At 67.3% G+C, this 15,842-nt stretch carries 11 protein-coding genes and 1 pseudogene; 6 read left to right on the top strand and 6 right to left on the bottom strand.

The genetic code is table 11. The annotated features are described in order from the left end of the window. Nucleotides 1-57: 57 nt before the first annotated feature. From hemW to lepA, 3 genes are all read right to left on the bottom strand, one after another. Nucleotides 58-1,275 carry a radical SAM family heme chaperone HemW gene (gene hemW, locus ACZZZQ_RS15315; protein WP_320488579.1) on the bottom strand — a complete coding sequence of 406 codons (1,218 nt, stop codon included), beginning with the start codon at nucleotides 1,273-1,275 and terminating at the stop codon, nucleotides 58-60. A 16-nt stretch (nucleotides 1,276-1,291) separates the two neighbouring features. Then, entirely contained in the window at nucleotides 1,292-1,945 is a 654-nt protein-coding gene (locus ACZZZQ_RS15310; RefSeq protein WP_053096528.1) for a DUF1990 family protein, read from the bottom strand. Nucleotides 1,946-2,014: 69 nt separating this feature from the next. Continuing rightward, nucleotides 2,015-3,868, bottom strand: coding sequence for a translation elongation factor 4 (gene lepA, locus ACZZZQ_RS15305; RefSeq protein ID WP_053096530.1), 1,854 nt, complete (start codon nucleotides 3,866-3,868; stop codon nucleotides 2,015-2,017). 240 nt (nucleotides 3,869-4,108) lie between these two features. Between lepA and ACZZZQ_RS15300 the strand changes: the two genes are divergently transcribed. The 5 genes and pseudogenes from ACZZZQ_RS15300 (at nucleotide 4,109) to ACZZZQ_RS15280 (ending at nucleotide 10,623) form a co-directional block, all read left to right on the top strand. Beyond that, complete coding sequence (locus ACZZZQ_RS15300) at nucleotides 4,109-5,092, top strand: ABC transporter permease (protein WP_053096532.1); 984 nt, start codon at nucleotides 4,109-4,111, stop codon at nucleotides 5,090-5,092. After that, nucleotides 5,092-6,015 carry an ABC transporter permease gene (locus tag ACZZZQ_RS15295; protein WP_053096534.1) on the top strand — a complete coding sequence of 308 codons (924 nt, stop codon included), beginning with the start codon at nucleotides 5,092-5,094 and terminating at the stop codon, nucleotides 6,013-6,015. The genes ACZZZQ_RS15300 and ACZZZQ_RS15295 overlap by 1 nt, the downstream gene beginning before the upstream one ends. Continuing rightward, nucleotides 6,012-7,942, top strand: a pseudogene (locus ACZZZQ_RS15290) (ABC transporter ATP-binding protein). Before ACZZZQ_RS15295 ends, ACZZZQ_RS15290 begins: the two are co-directional and overlap by 4 nt. 117 nt (nucleotides 7,943-8,059) lie before the next feature. Further along, nucleotides 8,060-9,772, top strand: a complete 1,713-nt coding sequence (locus ACZZZQ_RS15285) for an ABC transporter family substrate-binding protein (protein WP_053096539.1) — start codon at nucleotides 8,060-8,062, stop codon at nucleotides 9,770-9,772. Between the two features lie 83 nt (nucleotides 9,773-9,855). Next, nucleotides 9,856-10,623 carry an alpha/beta fold hydrolase gene (locus ACZZZQ_RS15280; protein ID WP_400341124.1) on the top strand — a complete coding sequence of 256 codons (768 nt, stop codon included), beginning with the start codon at nucleotides 9,856-9,858 and terminating at the stop codon, nucleotides 10,621-10,623. Here the strand turns inward: ACZZZQ_RS15280 and ACZZZQ_RS15275 are convergent. After that, the gene (locus ACZZZQ_RS15275; protein WP_295104022.1) at nucleotides 10,574-11,839 is read right to left on the bottom strand and encodes an MFS transporter; all 1,266 of its coding nucleotides are present in this window, start codon (nucleotides 11,837-11,839) and stop codon (nucleotides 10,574-10,576) included. The genes ACZZZQ_RS15280 and ACZZZQ_RS15275 overlap by 50 nt on opposite strands. A 236-nt stretch (nucleotides 11,840-12,075) precedes the next feature. Here ACZZZQ_RS15275 and rpsT point away from each other — a divergent pair, with 236 nt between their 5' ends. Then, nucleotides 12,076-12,336, top strand: coding sequence for a 30S ribosomal protein S20 (rpsT, locus tag ACZZZQ_RS15270; protein ID WP_053096545.1), 261 nt, complete (start codon nucleotides 12,076-12,078; stop codon nucleotides 12,334-12,336). A 127-nt stretch (nucleotides 12,337-12,463) separates the two neighbouring features. On the opposite strand, the gene holA is transcribed toward rpsT, so the two are convergent. Together holA and ACZZZQ_RS15260 are read right to left on the bottom strand one after the other, a co-directional pair. Continuing rightward, complete coding sequence (holA, locus tag ACZZZQ_RS15265) at nucleotides 12,464-13,501, bottom strand: DNA polymerase III subunit delta (RefSeq protein ID WP_053096547.1); 1,038 nt, start codon at nucleotides 13,499-13,501, stop codon at nucleotides 12,464-12,466. A 40-nt stretch (nucleotides 13,502-13,541) separates the two neighbouring features. Further along, entirely contained in the window at nucleotides 13,542-15,833 is a 2,292-nt protein-coding gene (locus ACZZZQ_RS15260; RefSeq protein WP_463507868.1) for a ComEC/Rec2 family competence protein, read from the bottom strand. Nucleotides 15,834-15,842 lie beyond the last annotated feature (9 nt).

The following is a 15,842-nucleotide window of genomic DNA, read 5'->3' as shown; positions in this document are numbered from 1 at the left end:
CCGCCGACGCCGACCACGTGCTGATCCGGCACGATGTCCGGACTCAGCGGTCGCCGATCAGTCGGTGAGCTCACGCACGACGGCATCGGCGAGCAGGCGCCCCCGCAGTGTGAGCTGCACGCGTCCGCGAACGGCAGCGGCCGGGTCGACGAGCCCATCCGCGATCAGACCCGCGACGCGTGTCCTCTTGTCCGCGGCGAGGTCGCTGACGGCGATGCCCTCGCGGATGCGACTCAGCAGCAGGATGCGCTCGAGCGTCGTCGACTGCTCGTCCGGCCGCTCCGTGCCGGCGGCGGGAGACTCCGCTGCGGCGAGCCGCTGTGCATACGCGGCCGGATGCTTGACGTTCCACCACCGCAGGCCGGCGACGTGACTGTGCGCGCCGGGACCGAATCCCCACCAGTCGCTCCCCCGCCAGTAGGCGAGATTGTGCCGCGAACGCTGCTCGGGCGAGCGAGACCAGTTGCTGATCTCGTACCAGTCGAAGCCCGCCGCTGCGAGACGCGCATCGGCGAGCTCGTACATGTCGGCCTGCAGGTCGTCGTCCGGCGCCGGCACCTCGCCTCGGCGGATCTGTCGCGCGAGCTTCGTGCCGTCCTCGATGATCAGCGCGTACGCCGAGATGTGGTCCGACTCGAGTGCGAGCGCCGCGTCGAGCGACGCCTCCCAATCACCGATCGACTCACCGGGGGCGCCGTAGATGAGGTCCACGCTCACGGCGAGGCCAGCGTCCTTCGCCGCGGCGACCGCTGTCGTCACGTTCTCGGGGCGATGAGTGCGGTCGAGAGCGGCGAGCACATGCGGCACTGCCGACTGCATGCCGATCGACAGCCGCGTGACGCCGGCATCCGCGAGGGTCCGCGCGACCTCGGGCGTCACCGTGTCGGGGTTCGCCTCGACCGTGATCTCGGCGCCGTCGACGAGGCCGAACGCGTCGGTCGCCGCACCGAGCATCCGGGCGAGATCCCCCGCGGGCAGAAGAGTCGGCGTGCCGCCGCCGAAGAACACGGTGTCCATCGGGCGCAGCGCGCCCGCATCCGCGAGAACGCGCCTCGCCAGGGCGATCTCGGTGATGAGCGTCGAGGCGTAGTCCTCCTGCTTTGCGCCGCGGAGCTCTCCCGAGGTGTAGGTGTTGAAGTCGCAGTAGCCGCACCGCACCCGGCAGAAGGGGACGTGCAGGTATGCGGAGAAGGGCACGGAGGAATCGATCGGCAGATCGGAGGGCAGATGTCCGTCTGCCGGTGCCGGATCGCCGAGTGGAAGCGGACCGGCCATCAGAGAGGTGCGACCATCAGACCGGAGTCGCGTACAGCGGCGAGATCGCCCGCAGATAGCGTGCGAACAGTTCCCGGCGACGGCGCTTCACCAGCGGCGGGACGACGCGGTAGAGCAGGGAGTTCGGCGCGTCGAAGGCACGGACGGAGAACCACACCTCGTCGTTGTCCTCACGCCAGTCGATGTCGAAGGACTCCTCACCGCGCACCACCGAGCCTCCGACCGTGCCCAGCACGAATCCGATCCGGCGCTTCTCCTCGGTCACGGAGATCACGCGCAGCTCGGCATCCGCCCGCATGCCGGCAACCCGCCCATGCAGACGCAACGTCATGCCCGGGCCGGCGAACGGGGTGCCTTCCGCGTCGAAGCGCTGTTCGACGTCGTTCTTGCTCGGTGCGATCGGAGTGCCCTCGGCGTCGAAGCTGACACCGGCGTAGGCGGGACCGGGCGCGGGGCGCACATCCTCGATGCTGAGGCCCGCCGCGCGCTGCGCGGTCCAGGTCAGCAGCGCTTCGCCCGCGGACTGGAAGCGGTCATGACCGCTGCCGATCCGCCAGGAGTTCTCCGCCGGGATGCTGCGCTCCGGCGGGTACTGCATCAGATCGGGCGCGTGGGTCGCACCCACGGCCGCATAGTCAACCGTGTCGTCTCGGAAAGTCCCGCGCCGCATGCCTTCCAGCCTACTTCCCGTTCCCTGGACGATCACCCTCCACGCCGGGAACAGCCCGGCCCGAAGGTCCTACTTCTTGTCCTTGCCCTCGACGTCGCCGGAGAGCGCTGCGATGAACGCCTCCTGCGGCACTTCGACACGACCGACCATCTTCATGCGCTTCTTGCCCTCTTTCTGCTTCTCGAGGAGCTTGCGCTTGCGGCTGATGTCACCGCCGTAGCATTTGGCGAGCACGTCCTTGCGCAGCGCCCTGATCGTCTCGCGGGCGATGATCCTGGCGCCGATGGCGGCCTGGATCGGCACCTCGAAGTTCTGGCGAGGGATCAGCTTGCGCAGTCGCTCCGTCATCAGCGTGCCGTAGGCGTAGGCCTTGTCGCGGTGCACGATCGAGCTGAACGCGTCGACCTTGTCACCCTGCAGCAGGATGTCGACCTTGACAAGGTCCGCCTCCTGCTGTCCGGCGGGTTCGTAGTCGAGCGAGGCATAGCCCTGGGTCTTGGACTTGAGCTGGTCGAAGAAGTCGAAGACGATCTCACCGAGCGGCATCATGTAGCGGAGCTCCACGCGCTCCTCGGAGAAGTACTCCATGCCCAGCAGCGCTCCGCGACGAGACTGGCAGAGCTCCATGACCGTGCCCACGTAGTCCTTGGGCAGCAGGATCGCGGTCTTCACCATCGGCTCCGACACCGAGCCGATGCGACCGTCGGGGTACTCGCTCGGGTTCGTCACCGTCACGGTCTCGCCCGTGTCGCTCGTGAGCACCTCGTAGATCACGCTGGGTGCGGTGGTGATGAGGTCGAGGCCGAATTCTCGCTCGAGACGCTCGGTGATGATCTCGAGATGCAGGAGTCCCAGGAACCCGCAGCGGAAGCCGAAACCGAGGGCGACCGAGGTCTCAGGCTCGTACTGCAGCGAGGCGTCGGAGAGCTTGAGCTTGTCGAGCGCCTCCCGGAGCTCCGCGTAATCGCTGCCGTCGATCGGGTAGATCCCCGAGAAGACCATCGGCTTCGGGTCGGTGTAGCCCGGCAGAGCCTGGGTCGAGGGCCTGCGTGCCGTCGTGATCGTGTCACCGACCTTCGACAGACGGACGTCCTTCACACCGGTGATGAGGTAGCCGACCTCGCCGACGCCGAGCCCCTTGGACGGCACCGGTTCGGGGCTCGACACGCCGACCTCGAGCGCTTCGTGGTTGGCACCCGTCGACATCATCTGAATGCGCTCGCGGGGCGACAGGCTGCCGTCCACCATGCGGACGTAGGTGACGACCCCGCGGTAGGCGTCGTAGACGGAGTCGAAGATCATGGCGCGGGCCGGAGCATCGGCGTCTCCGACGGGTGCGGGGATCTCCTTGACCAGTCGGTCGAGCAGCTCCTCGACGCCGACACCGGTCTTGCCCGAGACACGGAGCACGTCCTCGGGCTTGCCGCCGATGAGCGATGCCAGCTCCTTGGCGTACTTGTCGGGGTCGGCCGCCGGCAGGTCGATCTTGTTCAGCACCGGGATGATGTGCAGGTCGTTCTCGAGCGCGAGGTAGAGGTTCGCCAGAGTCTGGGCCTCGATGCCCTGGGCGGCGTCGACGAGCAGGATCGCGCCCTCGCAGGCGGCGAGAGACCGGGACACCTCGTAGGTGAAGTCGACGTGCCCCGGGGTGTCGATCATGTTGAGCGCGAAGGTCTCGCCGTCGATCTCCCACGGCATCCGCACGGCCTGGCTCTTGATGGTGATGCCGCGCTCACGCTCGATGTCCATGCGGTCGAGGTACTGCGCGCGCATGTCGCGATCCGAGACCACGCCGGTGATCTGGAGCATGCGGTCGGCGAGGGTCGACTTGCCGTGGTCGATGTGCGCGATGATGCAGAAGTTGCGGATCTGCGCCGAAGGCGTCGCGGCAGGCTGAAGCGGAGTGAGAGCGCGTGGTGACATGTCCTGACGATTCTACGGTGAGGCGAGGCTTATGCCCGCTTCGTGCGATCCGGTGATATTCTGCCGAGGTTGCCCGGGAGCCATCCGTGACACCGGATCCCGTGAGCGATAAGACTCCGTCACAGACCAAGTGCAGGCGTCGTGTCGCGCAGATCGGCTGATGGTGATTGACTGTCTTCCCGGCTCAGCGTTGCGTCGGCGGATCCCGCGCGCGTCTGTAAAAGAGAAAGAATCATCACCTTGATCAAGTATCTGTTGCGCCGCCTGCTGGGATGGGTGCTGATGATCGTCATCGCGACGAACATCACCTACTTCCTCGCGTGGCTGTATCTCGATCCCGAGAACAACTACGTCGGACGTCGACCTCCGCTTTCGCCCGATCAGATCGATGCGCTGCTGAAGCCTCGCAACCTCAGCGAATCGGTCCCCCTGATCGAACGATGGTGGACCTGGTTCTCCAGCATCCTCTTCCGCTGGGACTGGGGAGTCGGCCCCACAGGCGAGTCCGTCAACGAGCAGGTCGCATACCGGGTCTGGATCAGCGCCGAGCTCGTGCTCGGGGCGACGATCATCACGACCATCCTGGGCATCGCCCTCGGTGTCTACACGGCATCCCGTCAGTACAAACTGGCCGACCGCATCGGTCAGGGCACGAGCATCATCACGATGAACATCCCCACGGTCGTTGCGGGATTCGCTCTGGTTCTGCTCGCGATCAACTTCAACAACGCGGTCGGCACGACCGTCTTCTACGTCGTCGGATCCTCCAGTCAGGGGGTCGAGGGATTCTTCCCCGTCCTCATAGACGTCCTCCAACATCTGACGCTCCCCACACTCGGCCTGGTGCTCACGGGCTACGCGTCCATCCACTTCCTGCAGCGCTCGCTGCTGCTCGACAACATCAAGGCGGATTACGTTCGCACCGCCCGTGCCAAGGGACTCACCAAGCAGCAGGCCATCCGCAAGCACGCGCTGCGGACGTCGCTGATCCCCGTCACGACGCAGGTCGCGTTCACGATCCCCGCGGTCTTCACCGGAGCGGTGCTGACCGAGACGATCTTCAACTGGAACGGAATGGGTCGGTACTTCATCCAGACCCTGAACAACAACGACATTCACGGCGTGGTCGCAGTCGCGGCGTTCGGCGCCCTGATGACGGCGATCGGCGCGATCCTCGCTGACGTCGCCGTGGTCGTCCTCGATCCGAGAGTGCGGGTGAGCTGATGTCCCTGGAAGCCATCGGGGTGTCCCCCGAGATCGCCGAGCCGGAGAAGCCGAAGAACCGCAAGCGCACCTCGATGCTGACGCTGTACACGCGTCGGTTCCTGCGCAACCGCGGTGCCTTGATCGGCGTCGTCATCCTCGCGCTTCTGGTGGTGTTCGCGATCGTGGGACCGCTCATCGCGCCGTACTCGCACACTGACCTCGACTTCCTCGCACTGCGCCAGGCTCCCTCGGCCGAGCACTGGTTCGGGACGAACGGTTCGGGCAACGACAACTTCGCCCAGGTCGCCGTCGGTCTTCAGCGCTCCATGATGATCGCTGCCCTCGTGGCCATCGGCACCACGGTCGTCTCTGCACTCATCGGTGCCACCGCCGCCTACTTCGGCGGCCGCTACGAGCGGATCATGCTCGCGATCATCCACTTCATGATGGTGGTCCCGAACTTCCTGATCCTCGCGATGATCTCGAACGACGCCGGCGGGAACTGGCTGGTGATCTCGCTCGTCATGATCTTCGTCGTCGGCTGGTTCTTCCCTGCCCGGATCATCTGGACCCTGTCGCTGTCGATCCGCGAGCGCGAGTACGTGCATGCCGCTCGCTACGCCGGGCTCTCGGGGATGCGGATCGTCCTGCGTCACATGCTCCCGAACATCGGGTCGCTGCTGGTGATCAACTTCACGCTCGGCGTCGTGTCGGCCGTCCTCACCGAGACCGCGCTCTCGTTCCTCGGCTTCGGTGTGAAGCTGCCCGACGTCTCGCTCGGCGCCCTGATCGGCTACGGCTCCAGCACTCTGGTGAGCGCACCGTGGCTCTTCTACTTCCCTGCAGCGGCGCTCACCCTGCTCACCGTCTCGATGGCTCTCATCGCCGACGGTCTGCGCGACGCCCTGGATCCGACCTCTGCGGCTGGAGGTCGCGCATGAGTACTGTCCTTTCCGTCCGAGACCTCAAGGTCAGCTTCCCGTCGGAAGCCGGTCGAGTCGATGCCGTGCGCGGCGTCTCGTTCGACCTCGAAGAGGGTCGCACCCTCGGCATCGTCGGCGAATCCGGTTCGGGCAAGTCCGTCACCTCGCTCGCGATCATGGGCCTGCTCGACGACAACGCCAAGGTCACCGGGTCGATCATCTATGACGGCCAGGAACTGCTCGGCAAGTCCGACAAGCAGCTCTCGGTGATCCGCGGCAACGGGATGGCCATGGTCTTCCAGGACCCGCTGACCTCGCTCACGCCCGTGTTCACGATCGGCGACCAGCTGATCGAGGCTCTCACGGTGCATCGTCGGCTGTCGAAGAAGGACGCCTGGGATCGGTCCGTCGAGCTGCTGAAGCTCGTCGGGATCCCCGAGGCGGAGCGCCGCATGAAGGCCTTCCCGCACGAGTTCTCCGGCGGCATGCGTCAGCGTGTCGTGATCGCGATCGCGATGGCCAACAATCCCAAGCTCATCATCGCGGACGAGCCGACGACCGCGCTGGACGTCACCATCCAGGCGCAGATCCTCGAGCTCATGGAGAAGGCGCAGCAGGAGACCGGCGCCGCGATGATCATCATCACGCACGACATGGGGGTGGTCGCCAAGACCGCCGACGACGTGCTGGTGATGTACGCCGGCAAGCCCGTCGAGCAGGCCCCGGTGCGCGAGCTGTTCTACCGCACCCGGATGCCGTACTCGATCGGCCTTCTGGGTGCCATCCCGCGGGTCGACAAGACCGAGAAGGTGCCGCTGATCCCGATCAAGGGCAACCCCCGCTCCTGATCAATCTGCCGGATGCGTGCCCGTTCGCGGCGCGATGCCCCATCGCGATCGACGCGTGCCTGCAGCGCGAGCCCGATCTGCTCCCCATCTCCACCGAGGGTCACTCCGACCACTCCGTCGCCTGCATCCGCGCGAACGACATCGACGACGACGGACGCATCGGCGGGCTCCCCGTCTTCCCCGTCCCGGAGATCCCCGAGAGCGGGCTGGCGAAGGTGCCCCGCGAGGATCGTCCCATCACCCTCGAGGCGGTCAACCTCAACAAGACCTTCCCCCTCATGAAGGGTGCGCTCTTCAAGCGCAAGGTCGGCGAGGTGCACGCCGTCAAGGGGATCAGCTTCGACATCCGCCAGGGCGAGACCCTCGCGATCGTCGGCGAGTCGGGCAGCGGGAAGACGACGACGCTCCTCCAGATCATGGATCTCGTCGCCCAGGAGGACGGCGACATCCGCATCGGCGGCACGAGCGTCGCTGACATCAAGAACCGAGCGGAGGAGCGAAAGCTCCGTCGTGATCTGCAGATCGTCTTCCAGGACCCGATGGGGGCGCTCGACCCTCGCATGACGGTCTGGGACATCATCGCCGAGCCGATGCTCGCGATCGGCATGAGCAAGGACGACGTGTTCGATCGCGTCGAGGAGCTCATGGGTCTCGTGGGTCTCGACCCGGCGCACAGCGACCGGTTCCCCCAGGCGTTCTCGGGCGGTCAGCGTCAGCGCATCGGCATCGCACGAGCGCTGTCGACCAACCCCAAGATCGTGGTGCTCGACGAGCCCGTCTCGGCTCTCGACGTCTCGATCCAGGCCGGCGTGATCAACCTGCTCGACGAGCTGAAGGCCAAGCTCGGGCTGTCCTACCTGTTCGTGGCGCACGACCTCGCCGTCGTACGCCACATCGCCGACCGGGTCGCGGTGATGTACAAGGGCTCGTTCGTGGAGCACGGAGACGTCGATCAGGTGTTCGACGATCCGCAGCACCCCTACACGAAGGCGCTGCTCTCGGCGATCCCGATCCCCGACCCCGACATCGAGCGCACGCGCGAGCGGATCATCCTTCCCGTCGAGGGTTTCGACGCAGAGGCCGTCGCCGTCAGCTGACCTGTGTACCGATGTGCACAGTCCGATAACGGTTCCGTGTCACTGGGGTTTCGCCCGAGAGTTGCGGGGTTAGTCTGCCCCTATCCCAAGTAAGGCCGACAGGCACTAAGGAGTACCATGAAACGGCATCAGAAGCTGATGGGCATCGCTGCTCTCGGCGCCGCCTTCGCCCTCGTCATGAGCGGGTGCGCACCGGCAGGCAACGGCGGCGGCAACAGCGGTGAAGGCGAAGCTCAGACGGTCGAGGGCGCGGACTACAACCCGCAGCCCCGTGAGAACCTCGCAGAGGGCGGCGAACTCCGCATCCCCGTCTCGAACATCGCCGAGCAGCTGAACTACTTCCACAGCGACGGTGACGCCCGCGTCACCCAGATCGGGACGTGGTTCCGCCCCCAGATCCTGCTGATGGATCCTGACGGCACCGTCAAGAAGAACGACGCATACCTCGACGACTACTCCTTCGGTGTCGAAGACGGCAAGACCGTCCTGCACTTCAAGGTCAACGAGAAGGCTGTCTGGAACGACGGCACGCCCATCGACGTCACCGCGTTCAAGGCCACCTGGGAAGCCCAGAGCGGCGAGAACGAGGAGTACCAGCCCAACGCGACCGACGGCTGGAAAGAGATCGAGTCCGTCGAGGCCGGCGAGAACGACCGCGACGTCATCGTGACCTTCAAGGGCGAGTTCGCCTGGCCCGAGATGGTCTACTCGCAGCTGCTGCACCCGGCCGTCAACACGCCTGAGCTGTTCAACACGGCGTTCCTCGGCGACTGGCACCCGGAATGGGCCGCAGGCCCCTACACGGTCGACAACTTCGACAAGACCGGCGGCGTGGTCACGCTCGTCCCGAACGAGAAGTGGTGGGGCAACGCTCCGCTGCTCGACAAGGTCTCCTTCATCCAGATGGAGCCGACCGCGGCGGTCAACGCACTGCGCAACGGCGAGGTCGACATGGCCGAGACCGGCAGCGCCGAGCTGCTCGCACAGGTCGAGGGTCTCGAAGGCGTCAAGACCTACAAGGGTCAGGCGACCGCGAACGCGATCTTCACGCTGAACTCGACCAACCCGGTGCTGTCCGACCTCGAGGTCCGCAAGGCCGTGTTCGAGGCGATCAGCATCGAGCAGGTCAAGGACATCGTCTTCAACGGCCTGAACTACACCGAGGAGCCCGCAGGGTCCCTGACCCTCTTCTCATTCCAGCCTGACTATGTCAACGCGCTGGAGGAGGCCGGCCGCAAGGACGGCGACACCGAGGGTGCCAACAAGCTCCTCGATGAGGCCGGCTGGGTCGCCGGTGCCGACGGCATCCGCGAGAAGGACGGCCAGCGCCTGTCGCTCGTCTTCCCCGTGCACTCCGACACCGAGACCGCGCGCGCGCGTTCGCTCGCCGTTCAGGCGCAGCTGAAGGAGGTCGGCGTCGAGGTGACGATCGACACCCGTCCGTCCGCCGACTTCGCCGAGGACTACACCACGCAGAACGGTGACATCTTCTTCCTCAACTTCACGTCGTCCGACCCGTTCGGTGCCGCCTGGTTCTGCCAGCTGTACTGCTCGGACAGCGGCCTGAACCTGTCGGGCACCGGCACCGAGGAGATCGACACGATGATCCACGAGGAGCTCGAGACGATCTCCGACCCGGTCGAGCAGACCAAGAAGGCCATGGAGATGGAGTCCGAGATCTTCGCGAAGACCTGGGGCATCATCCCGGTCCTCAACGGCCCGGAGATCTGGACCGTCAAGGAAGGTCTCGCCAACCTCACGCCCGAGCCCTACGTGGGTCTCGACCTCTTCGGCATCACGCCGGTGGAGAACGTGGGATACGAGAAGTAATCCATTCGGAGCCTGACTCGTCAGCGCTTCGCAGCGGGGTCGGTGGTCCATCCACCGGCCCCGCTTTTCTCTATGCTGAACGCGTGAGCGTCCAGATCGTCTTCGTGCACGGCATCCGTACGTCCGCGACGATGTGGCGGTCGCAACTCGCCTTCCTCGAGGAGCAGGGCATCGGGGCCGTCGCTGTCGACCTTCCCGGGCATGGCACCCGGATGGAGGAGGACTTCACCCTGCACGAGGCGCTCCACACCATCGACGTCGCGGTGCGCGACGCAGCGACGCGAGGTCCCGTGCTGCTCGTCGGGCACTCGATGGGCGGCCTGCTGACACTCGCCTACGTCGGCGGAGCGGAGGCACCGAGGGTCGCGGGGCTCGTCGCCGCGTCGTGCACGTCGCTCCCCCGAGGCGCCGGTCTCGCGGCGTATCGCGCGATCGCGCGCGCCGTCGATCGGCTGCCCGATCGCGGGATGTGGATCACGAAGCGCATCCTCGAAGCGACGATCCCCGAAGAGACGCGCTCCGATTTCGCCGCCGGCGGCTATGCGCTGGACACCCAGGACACGGCACTGCGAAATCTCGCCACGCTCGATCTCGCGACAGCGGTCGCCCGCATCCGCGTGCCGCTGTGGTTCGTGAACGGACAGTGGGATCAGCTGCGAGTCAACGAAGCCCTCTTCCGACGGCTCGCGCCTCACGCAGAGCTCATCGTCGTGCCGCGCACCACGCACCTCGTCACGGCGATGCGTCCGCAGATCTTCAACGCCGTCCTGCGGTTGGCCGTCGCGACCATCGAATCCGAGGCTACGGGTGAGGCCGCGGATCCCGCGCCGGCTGCCTCGCCAGAGCCGTGAGCGCACCGCCCACGAGCGACAGCACGGCGGCTGCTGCGAACACCAGCCAGAATCCCCCGACGAGCGCGACGAGCCCCGCCCCGAGCACCGGGCCGATCAGCTGGCCGAGTGCCGCCGTGACGTAGACGATGCCGAGGTCACGGGCGTGGTCCCTCTCGCCGGGCAGCAGGTCGGCGGCGAAGGCGAGTCCGACGGTCGAGAACGCGCCGTAGCCGAGCCCCATGAGCGCGGCGGCGACCATCGTCGCCTCGAAGGTCGGCACGACGGCGATCACGACGCCGGAGGCCGCCTGCACCAGGGTCGCCAGGATCGTGAGGGAACGCCGGTTGCCCGTGCGATCGGAGAGCACACCGGTGAACACCGATGCGAGCACCACGAACAGCGTGTAGACGACGATCAGGAGCAGCAGGTTGTCCTGCGCCACCGTCGTCTCCTGGTGCAGACCATGGAGCAGGAAGAAGAGGAACAGTGCAGTGCCGAGTGCGTTGCCGATGTTGGTCACGAGCCGGCCCGACAGCATCCAGGCGAAATCCCGATCGCGCAGCGATGCCAGCAGATGACGATCACGCGTCACCGGAGTCGCGTCGACGGCCGCGGGCGGATCGGGCAGAAGCAGCGCTGCACCGATTCCCACCGTCGCGATGATCCCGGCGAGCAGCAGGTACCCCTCACGGATGCCGAGCCCGAGGAGCACCACGAGCCCGACGCCGAGCACGATGCCCACCGCCTGACTGGAGCCCACGGCGGCGGACGCGGCGCCACGCTGCGTCGGAGGAAGCTGGTCCGCTATCAGTGCGGTGAAGGCGGCCGACGACACCGCGACGCCGATCGACACCCCGACCCAGGCTCCTCCCACGGCCCAGGGCCCCTCACTGAAACCGGTCACCACGAGGAACAGCGCGGTGACGAGCACGCCACCGATCGCCCATGGTCGCCGACGCCGCCGTCCGACGGCCGCGCGATCCGACAGCGCCCCGGCCAACGGGCCCGCGACGATCCCTGCGAGACCGCCGATGCCGAGCACCAGCCCGGACGAGATGACGCCGGGTATCCAGTCCTTCTCAGACGTGTTCAACTGCAAGGGGAGGAGCAACTGGACCGGAGTGAGCTGCACCGTCCAGATCGCCAGCCAGGCGAGCGTGAAGACGGTCATCCATGGCGGTCCGACTCTCCGCAGAGCGGACACCGGCGATCCGGATGGGAGGGCGGGGCTCATGTCGCTCCTTGACGTCGGGGTCGCGACGCGAGTGTCGGGATACTGATGATTGTGCACCCACACGCACCGACACCGCATCAGTGACGAGGACACCTCGCTCGTTTAGGGTGAACCGCCCGGATGCTGGTAGAGTTGGTTCTTGGCTTGCGTGTGGGTTCTTCCCTCACGACCGCCGAGTGGAAGCCCTCTTCTTCTGCCGGCATTTCCTAACAACTCCGTACAGAAAGCGTCCACACGTGGCAAACATCAAGTCGCAGATCAAGCGCAACAAGACCAACGACAAGGCTCACGAGCGCAACAAGGCCGTGAAGAGCGAGCTGAAGACGCACATCCGCGCGACCCGCGCCGCTGTCGTCTCCGGTGACAAGGCTGCAGCCGAGGCTGCTCTGAAGGCTGCCTCCCGCAAGCTCGACAAGGCCGTCAGCAAGGGTGTCATCCACCAGAACCAGGCTGCGAACCGCAAGTCCTCCATCGCCAAGCAGGTCTCCGCTCTCTGAGCCGATTCCACGCCTGACGGTGTGACAAGAGCCCGTCCCGTTCGCGGGGCGGGCTCTTTCGCGTGCTCGGAACCGTATGTGCCAGCGATCTCGACGGACGAGGCAGCTGCCGCGCGTCAGACCGCGCTCACTCGCCGAACGGCTGGCGGGTGGCGATGACGGTGAGCATCCGCTCGAGAGCGAAGATCGGGTCACGGGCGGCACCCTTGACTTCGGCATCGGCGCGCGCCGTCGCCTGGATGGCCATTCCCAGCGAACGCTCGTTCCATCCGGCGAGGTCGCGTCGCGCACGGTCGACCTGCCAGTCCTTCATTCCCAGTCGCTGCGCGAGCTGGCGGCTCGGCTCGCGGTTTCCGGCGACGCGCGCCATGGTGCGCAGCTTCATGGCGAACGCCGCGACCATCGGCACGGGGTCGGCGCCGGAGGCGAGGGCATGGCGCAGGGCCACGAGAGCCTCGCCATAGCGTCCGGCGATCGCCGTGTCAGCGACGACGAAGGCAGAGACTTCGACCCGCCCGCCGTAGTACTTGGTGACGACTTCTTCGGTGACATCGCCCTCGACGTCGCCGATCAGCTGCTGGCATGCCGCCGCGAGCTCGGTGAGATCATCGGCGAAGGCCGAGACCAGAGCGCGCAACGCAGGCGGGGCGATCCGCTTCTTCGCCGCAGAGAACTCGCCGGCAGCGAAGTCGACGCGGTCGCCGTCGCGCTTGATGGCCGGGCACGGGATCTCGATGCCGTCGCCCGTCCCGGCGCGCACCGCATCGAGCAGCTTCTTGCCGCGGACGCTGGCCCCGGTGTGGCGCAGGATCACTGTCGCACCCTCCTGCGGGTGGTCGAGGTAGGACACAGCCTCCTGCAAGAAGGCATCCGAGCACTTCTCCACCCCCGACACGCGCACCAGCCGGGGTTCCCCGAACAACGACGGCGAGGTCAGCGCGAGGAGAGTCCCGGGCGCGTAGTCATCAGCGCGGACATCGGTCACCTCGAGCGCGGGGTCTTCCGTGCGGAGGTAGTCGCGGACTCCGGCGATCGCGCGCTCTGCGCAGACCTCCTCCGGGCCGAACACGAGCACCACCGGCGCCGGACGCGGATCGCGCCACGACACCTGCGGGACCTTGGCTGCCTTGGTCCCACCGCGGGAAGGAGTACGAGAAGCAGCCATGCCTCCAGACTACCGGGGGCCACAGACGTCGACCCCGTCGTCAGGGTGGCTGCTTCTCGGCCCACAGCTGAAGCTCGTCCCCCGCGAGGCCCACGAGGAGACGGCCCTGCTGGTCGGTCCGCAGCACTCGCGCACCGGCAGCTTCGAGCGATGCCAGAGTCTCCGCTCGCGGATGCCCGTAGTCGTTGTCGACGCCTACGCTGAACAGCGCGACACTCGGGTGCAGGTCCTGATAGAGCGGGAAGTCCTGGTCGGCGCTGCCGTGATGGGCGACTTTGACCACCGCGTAGCCGCCTCGGAGATGCGCGGTGCGTTCCAGCATCCGCTGCGCCTCCCCCGACAGGTCGCCCAGGAAAAGCGAGCGGGGTACGCCGCCGCCACCTATCTCCAGAACCACGCTCTGGTCGTTGCCCGGCGGGAACGCCTCCGACCCACGCTGCGGCCACAGCACCTGCCAGGACGCCGCGCCCAGGTCACCCCGCATGCCCGCTGCCGCCTGACCGACCGTCGCACCGCCGTCGGCGAGGTGCTGCAGCATCCGCTCGTCACCGCTCTCCCCCGGTGGCCCATGCAGCACCGCCTCGACTCTCCCCTGAACAGCCTCGACCCCGCCGACGTGATCCAGATCGAAGTGCGTGAGCACGAGCAGATCCACGCGTTCGACACCGAGTTCGCGCAGACACGAGGCGAGCGGCTCCGGTTCCGGCCCGGTATCGATCAGTGCGATCGCCCCCTCGGAGCGCACGACGAGTGCGTCTCCCTGGCCCACATCACAGGCGGCGACCGACCATTCGTCGGGAGTGGTCGCGCTCGCCAGCGGACCGTTGAGCACCACATGCGCACCGCCCAGGGCGAGCGCGACTGCCAGCACGGCCGCTGCGACACCCCTGACGACCGGCACCGCGCGGTACCCATCGGCGAGAATCACCCCGATCGCCGCGCTCACGACGCCGACCAGCACGGCGCTGGCGATGCCGGGCACCATGGCGATCTGAGCGAACGGCAGCCTGGCCGTGATGCTGGCCGTTTGCGCGATCCACGCGGCGGGCAGCCATGCCGACGCCGCCAGAAGGTCGGCGAGAACGCCCACCGGAGCGGCGAGACACGCGAGGAGGCCGATGACAGTGGCGATCGGCGCCGCGGGCGCAGCCAGCAGGTTCGCCACGAGCCCCACGAGAGACTGCTGCTCTGCGAAGAGGGCGATGACGGGGCCGCACACGAGCTGTGCGGACGTCGGCACGGCGATCGCGAGAGCGAGAGGTTGCGGCATGAATCGCGCGAGTCCGCGGGTGAGCGACGGCGAGAGCAGGATCAGCGCACCCGATGCGGAGACCGAGAGCGCGAATCCCGCAGTCGAGGCCAGCCACGGGTCGGCGATCAGGATGCCGCTCGCGCTGAGCGCCAGCATCCCCGCACCCGCGCTCGGCCGCCCGAGAAGCAGTGACAGCATCGCGACACCCGCCATGACCGCCGCCCTGACCACGCTGGGTTCCGGCGTCACGAGGACGACGAAGCCCGCGAGACCGAGAGCGGCCGCGACGACTCGAGTCCCCCGTCCGGCGCCGCACAGCGCAGCCAACCAGAACACCGCCCCGACGACGATGGCGCAGTTCGCTCCGGAGACCGCCGTCAGGTGGCTGAGACCGCTGGTGCGCATGTCATCGTTCAGCTCGGTCGACACCGCGCGGGTGTCGCCGACTGCGAGTCCGGGAAGCAGACCCGCTCCGGGCTCGGGAAGTCGCTGCGCCCGGTCGATGAAAGCGCTGCGCAATCCGGCCGCGACCGCGAAGACCCCGGATGCCGGCTCCTCGACCGACGCCTCGCTCGCGAACACGACGAGCGCTGCCCTCTCCCCCGGATCCGTCGCCGCCGCCTCTCCCTTCACCCGGACTGTGGCGCCGAGATCGAACCCCTCGGCCGGATCGATGCCGACCCGCACCGGAGCCGACGCCGCCCGCACCGACCCCGGCGACCCGATGCGCGTGAGCTGCACCTCCATCCACAGGCGCCCATCCCGACCGACCGACGCCGAGGTGCTGACCTCCCCCGTCACCTCGACCACACGTCCGTCCCACGACGCGGCGCCCTCGCGCGCCGGTGTCGCGGCAAGAACAGTGACGGAGACAGCGGCGATCGCGGCGAGCATCACGAGCACCACCCCGGCCATGGACGCCGCGGCGGACGACCGCCGCAGCATCCACAACAGCGACGCCGCCGCCCCCAGCACGCCACCGAGAAGGCACCACTGCGCAGCTGGAGGCACGAACACGCAGACCAGGGCGACCACCCACACTCCGCCTGCGATCGGCAGCAGACGCAGATCCCGGCTCATACCCGCGCG

The organism is Microbacterium sp. AC132, assembly GCF_979258525.1.
The sequence above is the reverse complement of the archived record's forward strand: the minus strand, read 5'-3'. Positions and strand labels throughout refer to the sequence as shown.